Origin of the sequence: Clostridium sp. DFI.5.61 (assembly GCF_024462915.1) — a bacterium.
Lineage (GTDB): Bacteria > Bacillota > Clostridia > Oscillospirales > Oscillospiraceae > Lawsonibacter > Lawsonibacter asaccharolyticus.
Genome location: NZ_JANGBZ010000007.1, coordinates 49,884 through 66,563, shown reverse-complemented (window position 1 = coordinate 66,563; position 16,680 = coordinate 49,884). Strand labels below are relative to the sequence as shown.

11 protein-coding genes, 5 tRNA genes, 1 other RNA gene and 1 pseudogene are annotated in these 16,680 nt (G+C 62.1%); 6 read left to right on the top strand and 12 right to left on the bottom strand.

Annotated elements, in window-relative coordinates; all coding sequences use genetic code 11:
• The first annotated feature begins 259 nt into the window (after positions 1–259).
• The 3 genes from NE584_RS05585 to NE584_RS05575 are packed head-to-tail and all read left to right on the top strand — an operon-like array spanning position 260 to position 2,756.
• Positions 260–550, top strand: coding sequence for a hypothetical protein (locus tag NE584_RS05585; protein ID WP_108980686.1), 291 nt, complete (start codon positions 260–262; stop codon positions 548–550).
• Positions 550–1,302, top strand: coding sequence for a relaxase/mobilization nuclease domain-containing protein (locus tag NE584_RS05580; RefSeq protein ID WP_108980685.1), 753 nt, complete (start codon positions 550–552; stop codon positions 1,300–1,302). Before NE584_RS05585 ends, NE584_RS05580 begins: the two co-directional genes overlap by 1 nt.
• Positions 1,275–2,756, top strand: a complete 1,482-nt coding sequence (locus NE584_RS05575; RefSeq protein ID WP_256182112.1) for a recombinase family protein — start codon at positions 1,275–1,277, stop codon at positions 2,754–2,756. Before NE584_RS05580 ends, NE584_RS05575 begins: the two co-directional genes overlap by 28 nt.
• Before the next feature lie 360 nt (positions 2,757–3,116).
• Here the strand turns inward: NE584_RS05575 and NE584_RS05570 are convergent.
• From NE584_RS05570 to NE584_RS05525, 10 genes are all read right to left on the bottom strand, one after another.
• Positions 3,117–3,190, bottom strand: a tRNA-Cys gene (locus NE584_RS05570).
• A 7-nt stretch (positions 3,191–3,197) separates the two neighbouring features.
• Positions 3,198–3,273: transfer RNA gene (locus tag NE584_RS05565), tRNA-Gly, on the bottom strand.
• Between the two features lie 42 nt (positions 3,274–3,315).
• Positions 3,316–3,391, bottom strand: a tRNA-Phe gene (locus NE584_RS05560).
• Positions 3,392–3,394: 3 nt separating this feature from the next.
• Positions 3,395–3,471: transfer RNA gene (locus NE584_RS05555), tRNA-Asp, on the bottom strand.
• A 25-nt stretch (positions 3,472–3,496) separates the two neighbouring features.
• Positions 3,497–3,572, bottom strand: a tRNA-Val gene (locus NE584_RS05550).
• A gap of 163 nt (positions 3,573–3,735) precedes the next feature.
• Complete coding sequence (locus NE584_RS05545; protein ID WP_256182110.1) at positions 3,736–5,139, bottom strand: MATE family efflux transporter; 1,404 nt, start codon at positions 5,137–5,139, stop codon at positions 3,736–3,738.
• Between the two features lie 121 nt (positions 5,140–5,260).
• Positions 5,261–5,605, bottom strand: a complete 345-nt coding sequence (locus tag NE584_RS05540; protein WP_050623644.1) for a YbaB/EbfC family nucleoid-associated protein — start codon at positions 5,603–5,605, stop codon at positions 5,261–5,263.
• A gap of 32 nt (positions 5,606–5,637) precedes the next feature.
• Complete coding sequence (gene dnaX, locus NE584_RS05535; protein WP_108980683.1) at positions 5,638–7,341, bottom strand: DNA polymerase III subunit gamma/tau; 1,704 nt, start codon at positions 7,339–7,341, stop codon at positions 5,638–5,640.
• Between the two features lie 62 nt (positions 7,342–7,403).
• An RNA gene (gene ffs, locus NE584_RS05530) (signal recognition particle sRNA large type) lies at positions 7,404–7,668 on the bottom strand.
• A 161-nt stretch (positions 7,669–7,829) separates the two neighbouring features.
• Positions 7,830–8,693 (bottom strand): rhomboid family intramembrane serine protease, encoded by an 864-nt coding sequence (locus NE584_RS05525; RefSeq protein ID WP_242850290.1) that lies wholly within the window; start codon positions 8,691–8,693, stop codon positions 7,830–7,832.
• A 201-nt stretch (positions 8,694–8,894) separates the two neighbouring features.
• Here NE584_RS05525 and NE584_RS05520 point away from each other — a divergent pair, with 201 nt between their 5' ends.
• The 3 genes from NE584_RS05520 to NE584_RS05510 all read left to right on the top strand — a co-directional run bounded on the left by NE584_RS05520 (position 8,895) and on the right by NE584_RS05510 (position 12,420).
• On the top strand, positions 8,895–9,866 hold the full coding sequence (locus NE584_RS05520; RefSeq protein ID WP_050623642.1) for an agmatinase: 972 nt from the start codon (positions 8,895–8,897) through the stop codon (positions 9,864–9,866).
• Between the two features lie 34 nt (positions 9,867–9,900).
• Complete coding sequence (locus NE584_RS05515; protein ID WP_108980682.1) at positions 9,901–11,145, top strand: adenosylhomocysteinase; 1,245 nt, start codon at positions 9,901–9,903, stop codon at positions 11,143–11,145.
• 87 nt (positions 11,146–11,232) lie between these two features.
• Positions 11,233–12,420 (top strand): iron-containing alcohol dehydrogenase, encoded by a 1,188-nt coding sequence (locus NE584_RS05510; RefSeq protein ID WP_108980681.1) that lies wholly within the window; start codon positions 11,233–11,235, stop codon positions 12,418–12,420.
• Between the two features lie 111 nt (positions 12,421–12,531).
• Here the strand turns inward: NE584_RS05510 and NE584_RS19830 are convergent, their stop codons facing one another.
• The gene (locus NE584_RS19830) at positions 12,532–14,100 is read right to left on the bottom strand and encodes a DUF4261 domain-containing protein (RefSeq protein ID WP_368044979.1); all 1,569 of its coding nucleotides are present in this window, start codon (positions 14,098–14,100) and stop codon (positions 12,532–12,534) included.
• A 276-nt stretch (positions 14,101–14,376) separates the two neighbouring features.
• A pseudogene (locus NE584_RS19825) lies at positions 14,377–16,341 on the bottom strand (hypothetical protein); the annotation flags it as partial.
• Between the last annotated feature and the right edge of the window lie 339 nt (positions 16,342–16,680).

Below are 16,680 nucleotides of genomic sequence, written 5' to 3'. Positions count from 1 at the left end.
TATGTGACCGGCTTCTTTTTGTCCAAAAAGTTTTATGAAAAAGTTCTGTTTTGCACATGGAAAGTTGTAGTAGGAGATGGGGAGGTGTTCTTGCTTTCCTGGACTGCCCATCTCCCTTTGGACTTTCAAAATCTCCCTGTCTTGTGGAATAGCGAGCATCGGATTTCGCCCCCCCCCCACGGGGCAGAATCCATCCCCAGGGGAGTCCCCCTGAATACCCCCTTCCACAGCGGAAATCAGACAGAATGGAGGAATTATTTTGCGTACTAAAACTGAAAAAGTACGGCTGAAAATCAGATTGGATGAAACGGAAAAAGCCAAGCTGGAACATGGCGCTGCCCTGTGCAGCCTGACCCGATCCGAGTATCCCCGGCAACTCTGCCTGGGTAAGCAGCCCCGCCCCAAACAGCCGCCGGAGTTCTGGGACCTGCTGGACGCCCTGTATGAAGTCCACGGCCAACTGGAGCGGCTGGCAGCCTACCGCCTTGAAGTCGCCGAGGAATGTTCCCGGCTTGAGCGGCTTGTCCTACTCTTGCAGGAGGTGGCGTGATGGCGACCACCAGCCTGTGGCACATCAAAGGACGGCTCAGCGACCTGATCGCCTATGTGGAAAACCCGGCGAAAACCGTCCCCAAGGGCTCCGAGGACTTCTTCAATGTGTTTTCGTATATCCAGAACCCGCAGAAAACCGCGGACGGCTCCTTTGTCACCGCCCTCAACTGCCTGAAGCAGACGGCCCTCCAGCAGATGATCCTGACCAAACAGCAGTACGGCAAGGAGGACAACTACATCGCCTGGCATGGGTACCAGAGCTTCAAACCGGGAGAAGTCGCCCCGGAGCGGTGCCATGAGATCGGTGTAAAGCTGGCTCGTGAGATGTGGGGCGAGCAGTTTCAGCTCATCGTCACCCCCCATCTGGACAAAGGCCACCTGCACAACCATTTCTGCTTCAATTCAGTTTCTTTTCAGGACGGGCAAAAGTACAACTATTCCAAGGCTGAACGACAGCGTTTGCGGGACATCTCCGATAGCCTTTGCCGGGAGTATGGCCTGTCCGTGATCGAGCATGGCCGCAAAGCCCCCAGCCGCCCCGTCTGGCTGGACGAGCAGAGTGGTAAACCCACCCGGTACAACCTCAGCCCTGGACGCCGCTCTCAAGGTCAGCGTGGACGGGAACGACCTGCGGAAAGCCCTACAGGGAGCAGGGCTATGAGCTGGACGCCGACCCTGCCTGCCAATACGCCACCCTGCGGCGGACCGGGGGCAAAAAGGCGGTGCGGCTCTATCGGCTGGGGGAGGTAGCAGAACAGGGGCTTGTGGCAAACCTGGTGGTGAAAGACCACTCCCGGCTGGGCCGCAACCGCCTTGTGGTGGGGCAGCTGCTGGAGGAGGACTTTGTGCGGCTGAATGTGCGGTACATTGCCATCATGGACAACATCGACATCGCCAGGGGCGTGAGTGACATCGTGCCCATGCAGGATTTATTCAATGAGTGGCACGCCAAAAACACAAGCGACAAGGTACGGCGCGTCATGCAGAGCCGGGGCAATGCCGGAATACCCCTGACCACCAACCCGCCCTTTGGGTACAGGAAAGATCCGGAGGACAGGAACAGGTGGCTGGTGGATGAACCGGCAGCGGAGGTGGTGCGGCGTATCTTTCGCATGAGCGTGTCTGGCCTGGGGCCGACCCAGATTGCTAAAAAACTGCGCTCCGAGGGCGTGATGACCCCTAGTGAGTACCAGCACAGCATCGGCGTGAAATGCCCGGTAAGGCCCCCGGCGTTCCCACACAACTGGTGTTCCGCCACCGTAACAGACATCCTGGACAGGCAGGAGTACACCGGCGACACGGTGAACTTCCGCTCGTTCAGCCGGTCCTTCAAGCAGAAGAAACGGCTGAACCGACCCCAGGAGGAGTGGAAGGTGTTCCCGGACACCCACTCTGCCATCATCGACTGGGAGACCTTCGCCTTGGTCCAGGACCTTCGCCAGCACCGCCGCAGGCCCACAAAAACCGGCATTGTCAGTATGTTTTCCGGGCTGCTCTATTGTGCCGACTGCAGCAGTAAGCTGGGGTATAGCGCCACTAATAACTACAAGCATGAACAGGCATTTTTCTTTTGCTCCGCTTATCGTGGCAATTCCGATCTATGTTCCGCCCATTTTATTCGAGAGAAAGTGGTTGAAGAATTGGTACTTGAGGGCCTGCAACAGCTGTTGTGGTACGTTCAGGTCTATGAAAAGCAGTTCGCCCAGGAGCAGATGGAGCAGTTTGGTCTGCAAGAGCGGAGGGAACTGGATGCCAGACAGCGGGAATTGGAGAAGGCCAAACAGCCCGTGATAGAAATAGACGGGCTGATTCAGAAAAGTTACGAGGACATGAGTAAGGGGCTTCTCAGTGAAGAACGATTCTCCACGCTGACGGTATCGCTGGAAAGCGAGCAGAAGCGGTTGAAAGAGGCCATCCCGGAGATGGAGGCAAGTGTGGAAACCGCCACGGACAAGGCCAATGACCTTCAACATTTTATTGAGCGGGCCAGACAGGTGACGCGGCTGACGGAGTTGACGCCGGAGATCGTCCACGAGTTCATTGAGAAGATCATGGTGTCCCAGGCTGACAAGGTGGATGGCAAACGCCATCTGCAGGTAGATATTTACTACAAGACCATTGGCCTGTGGTGCGCCCCCTCCCCAGAAGAAATGGAAGAACTGTTCCAGAAATATCTTGCGGCACAAAAGAAAAAGACGGCGTAGCGACCGCCACAACGTCCAAAATTAAGGATCAATTTCTTTACAGATTAGACGAAGGCCGACACTTCCTTACGGAGTGTCAGCCCTGTGGCAGGTTGCTGCTCGGAACCAAAATAGAGACAGAGGGGTACCCTCTTCACTAGGAAATACTCTCCCCTCTGATAAAAAATCGGAGCAAGCGCACAAACGCTTACTCCGACCATGTCTTGTCCAAACACTATAGATGCCGTCACTCCCTAGTTCGTACTCAAACCACATCACAGCCCAGCAAAGTGGTTATGATGCGGAAGAAGGAACAGCAGAATGAGCGCACTCTAATTTCAATAAAAATCGGAGCAAGCGATATAACGCTTGCTCCGACGCTGGAGGTGCCACCCAGATTTGAACTGGGGGTGGAGCTTTTGCAGAGCTCTGCCTTACCACTTGGCTATGGCACCAAAAATATGGAGCGAGTGACGGGGCTCGAACCCGCTACCTCCACCTTGGCAAGGTGGCGCTCTACCAGATGAGCTACACTCGCATATTGTGCCCTGACGGGATCATTCTTATCCCGTCAGGGACTTGGTGCCTCCGGTCGGAATCGAACCAACGACACGAGGATTTTCAGTCCTCTGCTCTACCAACTGAGCTACAGAGGCAAATGGCGACTCGGAAGGGACTTGAACCCTCGACCTCCGGCGTGACAGGCCGGCGTTCTAACCAACTGAACTACCGAGCCAGGTAGTCATGGGATGGGGCCAATGTGGTGGGAACAACAGGGCTCGAACCTGTGACCCCATGCTTGTAAGGCATGTGCTCTACCAGCTGAGCTATGCTCCCCCGGTTTGCTGTCGCTGTCTCACGACGGCTTGCTTATTATACTAAAGTCTTTCCATCTTGTCAACCACTATTTTCACTTTTTTTGCGCAAATTTTGGTTTCCTCTTTTTTGCTGCCCCGGACCAGCAGACAGCAGGCCCACCGGTCCGGAGGCATCCCTATTTCTACATCTTCCGTTCTGCGGGGGCCGGGGACTTCTCCCCCTCCCGGGCGAGCTCCGTACGGAAGAAGTGGAGCAGCATCCCTCCGCTGCACAGGAAGGTGATGAAGTCCGCCACCATCTGGGTCATCTCCAGCCCGGTGAGATCAAACAGCCTGGGCAGCAGGAAGATCAGAGGGATAAAGAACAGCCCCTGCCGGCATACGGCCAGGAAGGAGGCCCTCCAGGAGCACCCCAGCGACTGGAAGAGCATGTTGGCAAAGACCAGCACCGCCCCCAGGGGAAGGCTGACACACTGGAACCGGAAAGCCCGGGCCCCGATGGCGATCACCTCCGTGTCCTCCCGGAAGAAGTGGATCACTTGGGGTGCGAAAAGAAACCCAATGACGGCCGCCGCAGTCAGCACCAAGGTGCAGGACTTCATGGAGAACTTCACGCTCTCCCGCACCCGGTCCAGCCGCCCCGCACCGTAGTTGAAGCCTACTACAGGCTGAAACCCCTGGCCGAAGCCGATGACGACGGACATGATGAAGGTAAACACCTTGGTCACGATCCCCATGGCGGCCACCGCCGGGTCGCCGTAGAGCCCCGCATTGAGGTTCAGAGACACGGAGGCCACACTGGACATGCCCTGCCGCAGGAAGGATGGCAGACCGCTTTTCAGGATGTCTCCATACACCTTGGCCTCTCGAGCGATGAGCCGGGGGCTGACCCGGATGTCGCTCTGCCCTCGCACAAAGAAGGAGGCCAGGATAGCCAGGCTGACGCACTGGCTGAACAGGGTGGCGATGGCCGCCCCGGAGATGCCCATGTCAAAGGTGAAGATCAGGATGGGGTCCAACACGATGTTCAGCAGTCCGCCGAATCCCAGGCCGATCACCGACCGGTTGGCCTTTCCCTGCCACCGCAGCAAATTGTTGAGGATATAGGCCAGGATCATCACCGGGGCACCGAAGATGATATACCTGGCGTAGTCTAGGGCGTAGGGATAGATGGTGGGGGTGGCCCCCAGCAGCCAGACCAGCTCATCGATCCAGACGAAGCAGACGGACATGAGCAGCAGCCCCAGCACCAGTCCCAGAATGACGGCGCTGGATGCGTACTGGTCCGCCCGCTCTTTCCATCCCTTCCCCAGCAGCCGGGAGGTGATGCTCCCCGCCCCCATCCCCACGGTGAAGCCCACCGCCTGGATGATCGCCATGAGGGAAAAGACGATGCTCACCGCTCCGGAGGCGCTGGTGGCTCCATCCCCCGCGCCGATGTGGGAGACAAAATAGGTGTCCGCCATGTTGTAGATGGAGGTCACCAGCATGCTTATGATGGTGGGCACCGCCAGCCTGCCGATCAGTCCCGGGATGGGGGCCTCCAGCATCTGTTTCCGCTGTTCTTCCGGACTTTCCCGCTTCACTTTTTTCTCCTTTCCGCCTTTCCCGGCTTCTCTCCCTGCCTTCCTCTCTCCGCCGCCCGCCAGCGGTAAAAAAGCGCCCCATCCCTCCGGTCTCTTCCGGGGGGATGGGGCGTCGTTCCTCTTAAAACGGCAGTCCGAGCCCGCCGGTCAGTTTCTGCATGGTGGAAGCCGCATCGTTTTCCGCAGCCCGCAGCGCCTCGTTGACGGCGGCCACGATCATGTCCTGGAGCATCTCCACGTCATCCGGGTCCACCGCCTCAGGATCGATCTCCAGCGCCTTCAGCTCCCGCTTGCCGGTCACAGTGGCAGTCACCACCCCGCCGCCGGCGGCGGCCTCGTACTCCTTCTCCTGGAGCTCCTGCTGCATGCGCATCATATCCTGCTGCATCTTCTGGGCCTGCTTGAGCATGTTGGCGTTCATTCCCATGCCGCCCATGCCGCCGCGGCCTCCAAAGCCCTTTGCCATATCCATCCACTCCTTATTCCGATATAACCATATCACTTGATGATGATATTGTCAAACTGTTCCCCAAACTCCAGCAGGGCGTCCAGGGCGTCCCGCTGTCCAGCTTCCGGGGACTGCCCCGTGCCCAGGTCCTCCGGAGAGGGCTTCCCGATTTGGAAGGCTACTCTGGCCTGCCCGCCGAACCGCTGCCCGGCGGCCTGTGCCAGCACCTCCGTGATGTTGGGCTTGTTGAGCATCGCCTTGGTGAATGCACTGTCCACCCACAGGGTCAGCACCCCGTTTTTCCAGGTCCCCACCGTCTTTTCCGGGTTCACCAGATAGGGCCCCGCGGAGGGCAGCTTTCGCTTGGCCTCCGCCGCGAAGGCGGGCCAGAAGGAGCTCTCGCCCCCAGCGACGGCCGGCTGGGCAGGCGGGACCGCCGCAGGCCGTCTCTCCGGCTCTTCCAGGGTCCGCTCCTCCTCCGGTTCCTCCGGCAGGGGCGGACGCTCCTCCGTCCAGGGAGGAGCCTCCACGGGCGCCGGCTGAGGCCGGGCGGGCTGCTGCGCCGCCCCGCCGTCCCCCGCCGAACCGGCCGTCTGCGGAGCCGGGACGCCGGAGGCCAACTGCTCCTCCAGCCGGGCGATGCGGGCGGACAGTCCGGCCGCCGAGTCGTCCAGCGTCTCGTCGCACAGGCGGATGAGGCACAGCTCCGCGTCCGTCCGCCGGCTGCTGCTGCGGGGCAGCAGCGCGGCAGTGTCCTGAAGGCGGTTGAGCATCTGGAGCAGGCGGGGCGCGGTGAGCAGCTCTCCCAGGCCGCGCATGGTGGTCTCGTCATATCCACCGGTCAGCAGGGCACTGCCGCCTCTGGGGGCCGTCTTTCTCATCAGCAGATCCCGGGCCAGGGAGGACAGCTCCCCCAGCACCGCCCCCACGTCCTTTCCCCCGGCGTACAGCCGGGACAGGGTCTCCAGGGCGGCGGCAGTGTCGTGCCGGGCGGCCAGCTCCATCAGCCGGGCGGTCTCCAGATTTCCCGCCAGCCCCAGGGTATCCAGCACCGCCTGCTCGTCCACCTGCTGTCCGCCGCCGGAGCACTGGTCCAGCAGGGAAAGGGCGTCCCTCAAGCCGCCATCAGCCAGCCGGGCCAGAAGGGCCGCTCCCTCCGGGGTCAGGTCGATGCCCTCCTGCCCCGCCACATACTCCAGGCGCTGGGCGATCTGTCCGGGCAGGATGCGTTTGAACGCGAACTGCTGACACCGGGAGCGGATGGTAGCCGGCACCTTGTGCAGCTCCGTGGTGGCCAGGATAAACATCAGGTGGGACGGCGGCTCCTCCAGGATCTTCAGCAGCGCATTGAAGGCTGGGGTGGAGAGCATATGGACCTCGTCCACGATATAGACCCGCTTACGGACCGCCGCCGGGGTATAGACCGCCTCATCCCGCAGGGCCCGGACCTGGTCCACGCCGTTGTTGGAGGCGGCATCCAGCTCCAGCACATCCAGGATAGAGCCGTTTTCAATGCCCAGGCAGGCCGGGCACTGATTGCAGGGGTTGCCGTTCACCGGGCTCTGGCAGTTCACCGCCCGGGACAGGATCTTGGCGCAGGTGGTCTTGCCCGTCCCCCGGGTCCCAGTGAACAGATAGGCGTGGGACAGCCGCCCCCCCGCCACCTGCTGCTTCAAAGTGTCGGTGATATGGCTCTGGCCCACCACATCGTCAAAAGTGCGGGGCCTCCATTTGCGGTACAGGGCCTGATACACGATATCACCTCAAATCCTTTTCTCTGCCCATCCGGGCAAAAAATACTCGATGCAGAGCAAGGCCGCACACCGGCCTTTGAAGCGTACACTATACCCGTTACCTGGACAGCCGGCTCAAGAACAGTAACCCCGCGGCACACGCGGCGGGCCGCTTAGTGCTGCTCGGTTCCCCGCCTGACACGGTTCACGGAGCCGCGTTGCGCGGGACCGGTCTATCATCGCTGCTTATCCAGGTCAGACAGCACAATGCACGTCCGGGGGCCGGGATTCATCCCTGCTGAAGCGGGTTGCAGGAACAGGGCACCGCTATCTCCCCGACTAGTGCGGCCTTGCCCCACACCGAGGTCTGGAACAAAGCTGGGATATATTATACTGCATCCGGCAGAATTTATCAACAGGATTTTTCACGGCCTTTTCCCATCGGAGGGAGCGCCCCAGCTCTCGCGCAAAAAGGCGCCCCCGGGCCGTCGGTCCGGGGGCGCCCGCCCTCATTGGATGTGCACATGGTCGTTGATATGCTTCATGCAGTAGCAGTAGTAGCCGTTGCATTTGGAACAGTAGCGGAACTCCATGTTGGGGTCGTCCGCGTCGGTGATGCCGCACACGGCGCATTTGTGGAGATAGCCCTTCCGGTTCTGGACTTCCTTCTGAGCCTTTTTGAAGTTGATGGTCTGAGGATCGACCCGGTGAGCAGCCCGGCTGCTCCCCCGGCGGAGGATGGCCATCAGATCGTCCCAGAAGAAGATGAAGTAGTTCAGGATGGCCACAATGGGGACCATTCCCTGGACCCAGTTGCCGTTCATAAAGTAATGACCAATATCAAAGGCAAAGAGGGCCGCATCCACCCAGGCCAGCCACTTCACTTTCAGGGGCAGGATCCCGTAGAGCAGCACCCGCATATCCGGGTACAGGGTGGCGAAGGCAAAAAACATGGACATGTTCACGTAGTACATGCTGGCAGTCTCCAGGAAGGCACCAGAGATCCAGTAAGTCACCATCCCGGTGAAAATGTTCAGCAGGACGCCCACCCCGTAAAACACGGTGAACCGGGTAGACCCCCACTGGTTTTCCAGAGCGTTTCCGATGTAGTAGTAGAACAGGGTGGTCAAGGCAAACCACAGGATGAAACCGCCGCTGGTGGGGACGAAGATAAAGGTGAGCAGCCGCCACACCTGCCCCTCCATGATCAGGGCCGGGTAGAACCGCAGCATAGCGGAGAAGTAGCCGTTGCTGAACATATCCATCAGATAGACCGCTACATTGGCGATGACGATGTACTTCATCAGACCTGGGATGCCGAGCCGGGGATGCTTGTAGCAGAAGCGGTCCAGCCAGCGGGAAATCGCGCCCATACAGGAGCCTCCTAACATTTGTGTCAAATCGTTTTTCATTGTACCCCGGTTTTCGGGAATTGTCCATGACAAATCTGTAAATTATTTGTCTTTGTCTCCCATGGGCCGGAAAGTTTTCTCATTCAGCATTGAATTTGTCTCCGAAACATTGTAAAGTAAAGAAAGAAATTTTTTAGTTTCGCCCACGAAAGGATGGTCTTTATGGAGAATTTCAGCCAGAGCGCCCCTGTCAACATGGCCCCGACCGGCATCGCCACCTTTGCCAAATGTCCCATCTGCCCTGACATCCGCCAGATCCAGGCTGACATCGCTGTCATCGGCGCCCCCTGCGATATGGCTATCCAGGGCCGCCCCGGCGCCCGGCTGGGCCCCCGGGGCATACGTACCCAGTCCACCCGCTTTCGCTTCAGTCCCCAGGGTTCCTATGATCCAGAACGGGACGACTACTACCTGAGCACCGAGAAGTGGTCGGTGATGGACTGCGGCGACATCGACTATGTCCCCGGCGATCTGGAGCAGACCTTCGGCAACATCGAGGCCGCGGTGCGCCTGCTCCGCAGCCGGGGCTGCCTGCCTGTGGTGCTGGGGGGCGACCACTCCATCTCCATCCCGGTCGCCCGGGGGCTGGACCAGTCCGGCCCCTTCCATGTGATCCAGCTGGACGCCCACCTGGACTGGACCGATCAGCTGGGCGGGAACCGGCTCTTCAACGGCCATCCCATGCGCTACATGTCCCAGCTGCCCTATGTGGACCGGATGGCTCACCTGGGCATCCACGGCATCGGCAGCAGCAAGCGCTCCGACTTCCAGGACGCCCGGGCCTATGGGGCAACGATCCTCTCCGCCCGCCAGATCCGGGCCATGGGAGCCCAGAAGGTTCTGGAACAGCTGCCCCAGGGCGGGCGCTACTATGTCACCATCGACATCGACGCTTTCGACTACTCCATCGCCGGCGGCACCGGCTCCCCCATGCTGGGCGGCCTGCTCTATGACGAGGCGGTGGACCTGCTGGAGGGCATCGCCCAGCTGGGCGAGGTCATCTGCGTGGATCTGGTGGAGGTCTCGCCCCCTTATGACGACGCGGCGGGCACCACCTGCTATCTGGCCGCCCGGATCCTGGCCGACTTCCTGGGCTTCATCACCAAGGAGCGGGAGCGCAGGGGAGAACGCTGATCCCCATCCCCATCAAATCAAAGGAGCAAATGATATGAGCATCGTGAAAGACCTGTCTCTGTCCCCTTCCGGCCTGCAGAAGATCCAGTGGGTCCGGGACTTCATGCCCGCCCTGGGCGGCATCGAAGAGCGCTTCCGCCGGGAGAAGCCCTTTGAGGGCCTGACCATCGCCGTCTCTGTCCACCTGGAGGCCAAGACCGCCAACCTGGGGCTGGTGCTCCGGGAGGGGGGCGCCCAGGTGTATCTCACCGGCTGCAACCCCCTGTCCACCCAGGACGATGTGGCCGCTGCCATGGCCAGCCTGGGGGTGGAGACCTTCGGTGTCCACGGGGTGGACATGCGGGGCTATGAGGACCTGCTGACCGAGACCCTGAAGTGCCACCCCCACCTGATCGTGGACGACGGCGGCGACCTGATCTCCCTGCTGGGGGGGCGGTGCGCTCCCTACGGGGACCGGCTGCTGGGAGGCTGTGAGGAGACCACCACCGGCATCCACCGCCTGTACGCCCGGGAGCGGGCGGGCATCCTCCCCTGCCCCATGATGGCGGTAAACGACGCCAAGGCCAAGCACTACTACGACAACAAATACGGTACCGGCCAGTCCACCTGGGACGCCATCATGCACACCACCAACCTGATGGTAGCGGGCAAGACGGTGGTGGTGGCCGGCTACGGCTGGTGCGGCAAGGGCATCGCCATGCGGGCCAAGGGCATGGGGGCCAACGTGATCGTCACCGAGGTGGACCCCTTCAAGGCCCTGGAGGCCACCATGGAGAACTTCCGGGTGATGCCCATGGACGAGGCCGCCCGATACGGCGATATCTTCGTCACCGCCACCGGCTGCAAGGACGTGATCGTGGAGCGCCACTTCCAGGTGATGAAGCACAATGTCCTGCTGTGCAACTCCGGGCACTTTGACTGTGAGGTAGACGTGGCCCGCCTGGGCCAGCTGGCGGAGGAGCGCTTCCCCCGCCGGGCAGGCATCGAGGGCTTCCGCCTGCCCGACGGCCGCGTTCTCAACGTGCTGGCGGAGGGGCGGCTGGTCAACCTGGCCGCCGGAAACGGCCACCCGGCGGAGATCATGGATATGTCCTTCGCCGTCCAGGCCCTTTCCCTGGAGTGGATGGCCAGGCATGCCAGAATGCTGGAGAAGAAGGTCTACAACGTCCCCGAAGAGATCGACGACCAGATCGGCCGGGTGAAGCTGGCCGCCATGGGGCTTTCCATCGATACGCTGACCCAGGAGCAGAAGGATTATCTGGCGGGCTGGGAGGCCTGAACCGGGGCCGGCTGCATCAGCGGGCAGGCTCTCCTGTGGGAGAGCTACCAGCAGACACATCTTATCGACTGTAAAAAGGAGAGCTGTATGAACGACTTTCAGTACTATACCCCCACTAAGGTGGTATTCGGCAGGGGCACCGAGGAGCAGGCGGGCCAGCTGGTGAAGGAGCAGGGCGGGACCAGGGCGCTGGTCCATTTCGGCGGCCGCAGCGCCAGGGAGAGCGGCCTTCTGGACCGGGTGCTGGCCAGTCTGGACCGGGCCGGCGTGGCCCACGTGGAGCTGGGCGGCGTGGTCCCTAACCCCCGGCTGTCCAAGGTACGGGAGGGGATGGAGCTGTGCTGCCGGGAGGGTGTGGACTTCCTGCTGGCCGTGGGGGGCGGAAGCGTCATTGACTCCGCCAAGGCCATCGCCCTGGGGCTGGCCTACGAGGGGGACGTGTGGGACCTGTTCTCCGGCCAGCCTGCCCAGGACTGCCTCCCGGTGGGGACTGTGCTCACCATCGCCGCCGCCGGCAGTGAGATGAGCAACTCCTGCGTCATCACCAACGAGGACGGCTGGAAAAAGCGGGGGTTGAACACCGACCTGTGCCGCCCCCGCTTTGCCGTGATGGACCCGGAGCTCACCTTCACCCTCCCCGCCTATCAGACTGCCTCCGGCTGCGTGGACATCATCTACCACACCATGGAGCGCTACTTCTCCGGCCCTGAGACGGTGGAGCCCACCGACTCTATGGCGGAGGGGCTGATGCGCTCCATGCTGGAGCTCTCCCGCCGGGTGGTCCGGGACCCCCGGGACTATGATGCCCGTGCCGGCATCATGTGGGCGGGGAGCCTGTCCCATAACAGCCTCACCGGCTGCGGCCGGGGCGGCTGCGGCCGCATCGGGGACTGGGCCAGCCACCAGCTGGAGCACGAGCTGAGCGGCATGTTCGACGTCACCCACGGGGCCGGTCTGGCCGCCGTCTGGGGGGCCTGGTCCCGGTATGTCATGGACGCGGCCCCTGAGCGGTTCGCCCGCTTCGCCCGGGCGGTGATGGGGGTGGATACTCCCGGCTCCGACGAGGAGACCGCGCTGGCCGGCATCCGGGCCTTTGAGCACTTCCTCCGCTCCATCGGCATGCCCACCACCGTGGGGCAGCTGGGCATCACGCTGGACGAGCAGGCCATCGAAAAGCTGGCCTGGATGTGTACCTTTGAGGGCAGGCGCACCATTGGCTCCTTTAAGGTGCTGGGCCTGGAGGAGATCAAGGATATCTACCGGGCGGCCCGATAAGCTGTTCATGAAAAACGCCGTGGCGTATCGTTTCCGATACGCCACGGTGTTTTTATTGAGTGGATGAAATCAGACTCCCCCGGCGGCTTCCAGCGGTCCGCAGGTCATGTTTCAGGTCTCTCCGCTGTTCTCGTCCTCCCCCTCCTCCTTTGACGGATATCCGATCTTCAGCGTCATGCCGTCGTGCCAGATCCCCGCGCTGCGGGTGATGGGCAGCTTCTGCCCCTCGCTGAAGCCGATGGTCTCCCCGTCCCGGAGGGTGACATCCTGCTCCAGCACATAGGAGGCGATGTCCAGCACAAACCCCCGCAGGTCCCCGGGCTCCGCCCGGGTGTCCAGCACCTCCAGCTCGTCCTTGCCGAAGGCGCGCAGCCCCTCGGTGTAGGCGCACAGGCCTCCCTCCCGGCGGTACAGCCCCGGCCACACCAAATTCAGCAGGGGAAGGCTCCCGTCCTCCATCATCTGGGCCGCCTCCAGATAGAACTCCGGCTGGTACACGGTGCCGTTGGCGTAGATGCCCAGCACGCCGTCCTGTCCACAGGCAGCGCACACCAGCTTCACCTGGAGGCGGGCGGCCTGCCCCACATCTCCGTCCCGTGCCATGGTGGACACCAGGATCTGCCCCCGGTGCCGGCGTGTGGTCTCCTCCGCCTCGCTCCACAGGTAGTTGCGGCCCGCATTCTGCTCCGCCTCCCCTTTGGGCACGGGGAAGGGGTAGAGGCTCACCGCCGTCAGAAAGCCCTCCGCCTCAAAGACCAGGGTGCTTCCCCCCTCCCCGCTGTCCTTCTCCTCCGTCATGCAGGGGATGCCCCAGTCGTCCCGCAGGGTCCGCTTAAATTCCTCCGCGTCCCACTCCGGCTGCTCCAGCAGCACGAAGGCCAGGAAGGTCCCCCCCTCAGGCTGCGCCAGAGCGGGCTGGTCCTCCTCGCACAGGGCAAAGTCGGGGGCGAAGCGGACCATCTGCTGCTCCTCCCCCCGCTGGTAGAACAGGCACAGCCGGCGGTCCATCTGGATGGTGAACCGCTCCAGGGCCAGTCCCCCAGTCCCCAGCCCTGCCCGGGCGGAGAGGAAGGTCAGACCCCGGCGGTCCAGCTCCGGCAGGCGCCGGACCAGCTCCCGCACCCACTCGGCCGGCACCTTGGACAGGGCGGCCTCGTTCCCGAAGAACCGCCCCTCCACCGTGCTCCCCTGATAGGGCATGGTGAACGTGCAGTAAGGGGCGTCCGCCTCCCACTCTACAGGCGCAAGGGCCGCCTTGATCTCCTCCAGCGCCTCCCGGCGGCAGAGGATGCAGGAGATCGCCCGCTTCTTGTCTCCGGCGCTCTCGTCCATCCCCGCCTGGAGTTTTCTGTCAGATTCCGGGTCGATCCAGTGGAACTCCATCTCCTCCAGCGTGCGCCCCTTCTGGATCTCCCGGCGCAGGGTGGTGAATTCATAGTCTCCCGGCTCCAGGGCAAGCCCCCGGTCCGCCGCCGCCAGGGCCCCCTCCCGGTCCCCAAAGTGGCTGAGCAGCCTGCCGTACATGAGCCAGCCCCACACATACTCCGGGTCCAGTCCGACTCCCTTCTCCGCGTACTTTAGGGCCTCCTCCAGCCGTCCGCAGTAGGTCAGGGCGCAGGCGTACCGATAGTACCAGACCCCGCTCCGGGCCTGCTCTGCCGCCTGCTCCGAATCCGGCATCCACTGGGCCGCCCGGTAATAATACTCGTACTCATCCACATTGTTGCAGATATAGGAGTACCACAGGGCCGTGTCCAGATCCGCCCGCACCCGCTCCCAGGTGAAGCGCCCCCGGCGGACACCGTCCTGAAGCCGCTCCTCCAGGAAGTTCAGCATTTTGTAGAAGTAGCCGGATACCCCTTCGCACATGGACTCCAGCTCCCGCACATCCTCAGCTGTTAGCACCGGGCCAGCCGGTGCTCTCTCTTCCGCTCCGTTCTCCAGCTCTCCGCCGCTCCGTTTGGCCAGCTCCTCCTCACACTCCCGGATCACCGCCGGGGCGTTTTTGTCCTCGGGGTCCAGCTCCATCCACCGCTGGGCGTAAGGGATGGCCTTCTCCTCCTGCCCCTCCAGGTATTGATAGGCATAGGCCATGCGCATATTCCACTCCGCCTTGTCCCGGCCCTCCTCCCGGACGGCCTCCAGCACCTGGATGGCCCGCAGGAGGGCCTTGTCCCCCTTGCGGCCGGGGGTGCCCTCTTCGCGGTCCCCGATGATGGCGTAGTTTTCCAGCGCCCTGGACAGGGCGTAGGCAAAGCGGTAGTCCCGCCAGTCCTCCGGGATGGCGTTCAGGGCCTGGATGCAGCGGGTGTACTCGTCCTCGTCGTTCCACTGTTCCAGCTGCCGGTAAAAGGCGTCGGCGTTCTCCAGGGTGTAGGGAATGTAGTCCATCCCGGTCAGCGTCTCCTCCAGCTCGTCCTCCTCCGGTTTTTTGAGGGACACCGTCCCGGCCTCCCGGCGGAAGGTGTGGAAGTCGGCCCAGGGGAGATCCGTGTCCGCGAAAAAGTCCTGGACCTTGTTCAGGACGGCGGGCAGGTCCCAGGCGATGAAGTCCACATAGCCGCAGAAGATGCCGGTGGCCCCGCCAGTGAGGATGAGCACGTCCGGGCCGCAGGCACTGCTCAGATAGTCCTCCAGCTCGTCCCGGAAAGCAAAGATCTTGTCGCTGCCCTCCTCTTCCCGCAGGGTGTCCAGTGGATAGCAGAAGAAGCCCGCCACTACGCCGTCGGCGTGGAGGTCATCCATGGAGTCGTTTTCAGCGCTCAGATAGCCGTTGATGAGGGGAGCGCAGTTGGTGGAGCCGGCGATCACATCCAGCCGCCAGTCCGCCTCCGGGTCCTCGTTGGGCTCCATCTCATAGCCGATGTAGTTCTCCAGATAGTCCTCCGGGTCGGCAGCCAGATCCAGGCCCATGCCCTTCAGCTTGTCCGGCAGGTCCGACAGGAGAATAGACTGCTCCCCTTTGGGCTCCTCCAGCACGTCGAAGGCGTCGATGTACCGCATATGGGAAATCTCGCCCAAGACCTGGTCGGTGAGGGTGGTGAGCATCCACCAGGCCCGGCCCTCCTCCTCCCGGAGCAGGGGGAGCAGCTTTTCGCAATAGGCGGACAGGGCGAAGCTGTTTTTTCCCCGCTCCTCCAGCCAGACCTGCACATCCTCCCCGGAGACCTCCCAGCCGTCGTCGGTACGCAGTCCGATGCCGGGGTTGGGCTGGCGGCCCGCCAGGATATTCCAGTGCTCCAGCACCTTTTTCGGTGCGTGCTTCTGGAAGTAGACCAGTTCAAACAGCTTGACCTTGTCCCCCTCCGGGGTGAGGATCAGCTCGTGCTTCTGGCCGTTAAAGCCCATTTCGAAGGATATGTCATCAAAGGCCAGGTGCAGAACATCCTCCATCTGGGCCACCAGTTCATCCCCCCGCTGATGGTCCTTGTCCTCATCCATCCTTTGACGCAGCTGTGCCTCCTGCTGAGCAAATTTCTCCCATGCCGCCTCCGTCCGCTCCCGGAAGCACTCCGAGAACCGGGGCAGAGCGACTCCCTTTTGACACCATTCAATGAACTCCTGGGTATCCCCGTCACCGGGGCGGGCTTCCAGCGCCGCCTGGAAATAGGGTAGCGCCCGGCCCTCCTGGTCCAGGTAGTAGTAGGAATAACCCATGCGGAAGTTCCAGCAATGGTCCCCCGCGAAATACGCCTCATGGGGCTTCAGCAGGGCAATGGCCTTGCGGAACAGCTCCCGGTCCCCCGGCGCGGCCTGGTTGTTGTAGGCCCGGGCCAGTTCGCTGTCCATCTCCGGGGTGCGCTCCTGGGCGGGGACGGCCTCCAAGGCCTCGATGATCTTCTGATACTCGTCGTTTTCGTTCCAGATCTTACACTGGTCCAGCAAAGTCATATGGGTGCTCTCCTTTATTTCTTCCTATTTTGCTATTTCGTTTGTCTATCTGTCTTCCTGCTCCGCAGGGTGCGGGAAGCAGATATCTCCTCCCCCAACGCCCCACAGAGTTTACGCAGGCGTTCCATTGATCGTCTCCGCCCTGTGACATTCCGGGCCGTACCCCAGGCCGTGAAACAAAGGTCCCCTGCGCGGTGCCGGGATCCAGCCGGCACCGCGCAGGGGATCAAAAAAGTCCGCAAAAAGCCGGCGCACTCAGGTGCGCTGTGCCGCTCCTCCCCGCAAAAGGGCCGTACTGCTCCATACGCCTCGCTCCTCTCTGTTCTCTCTGATCCGCCCAGGCGTGTCCGAAGCGTGGGCCTGGGATAT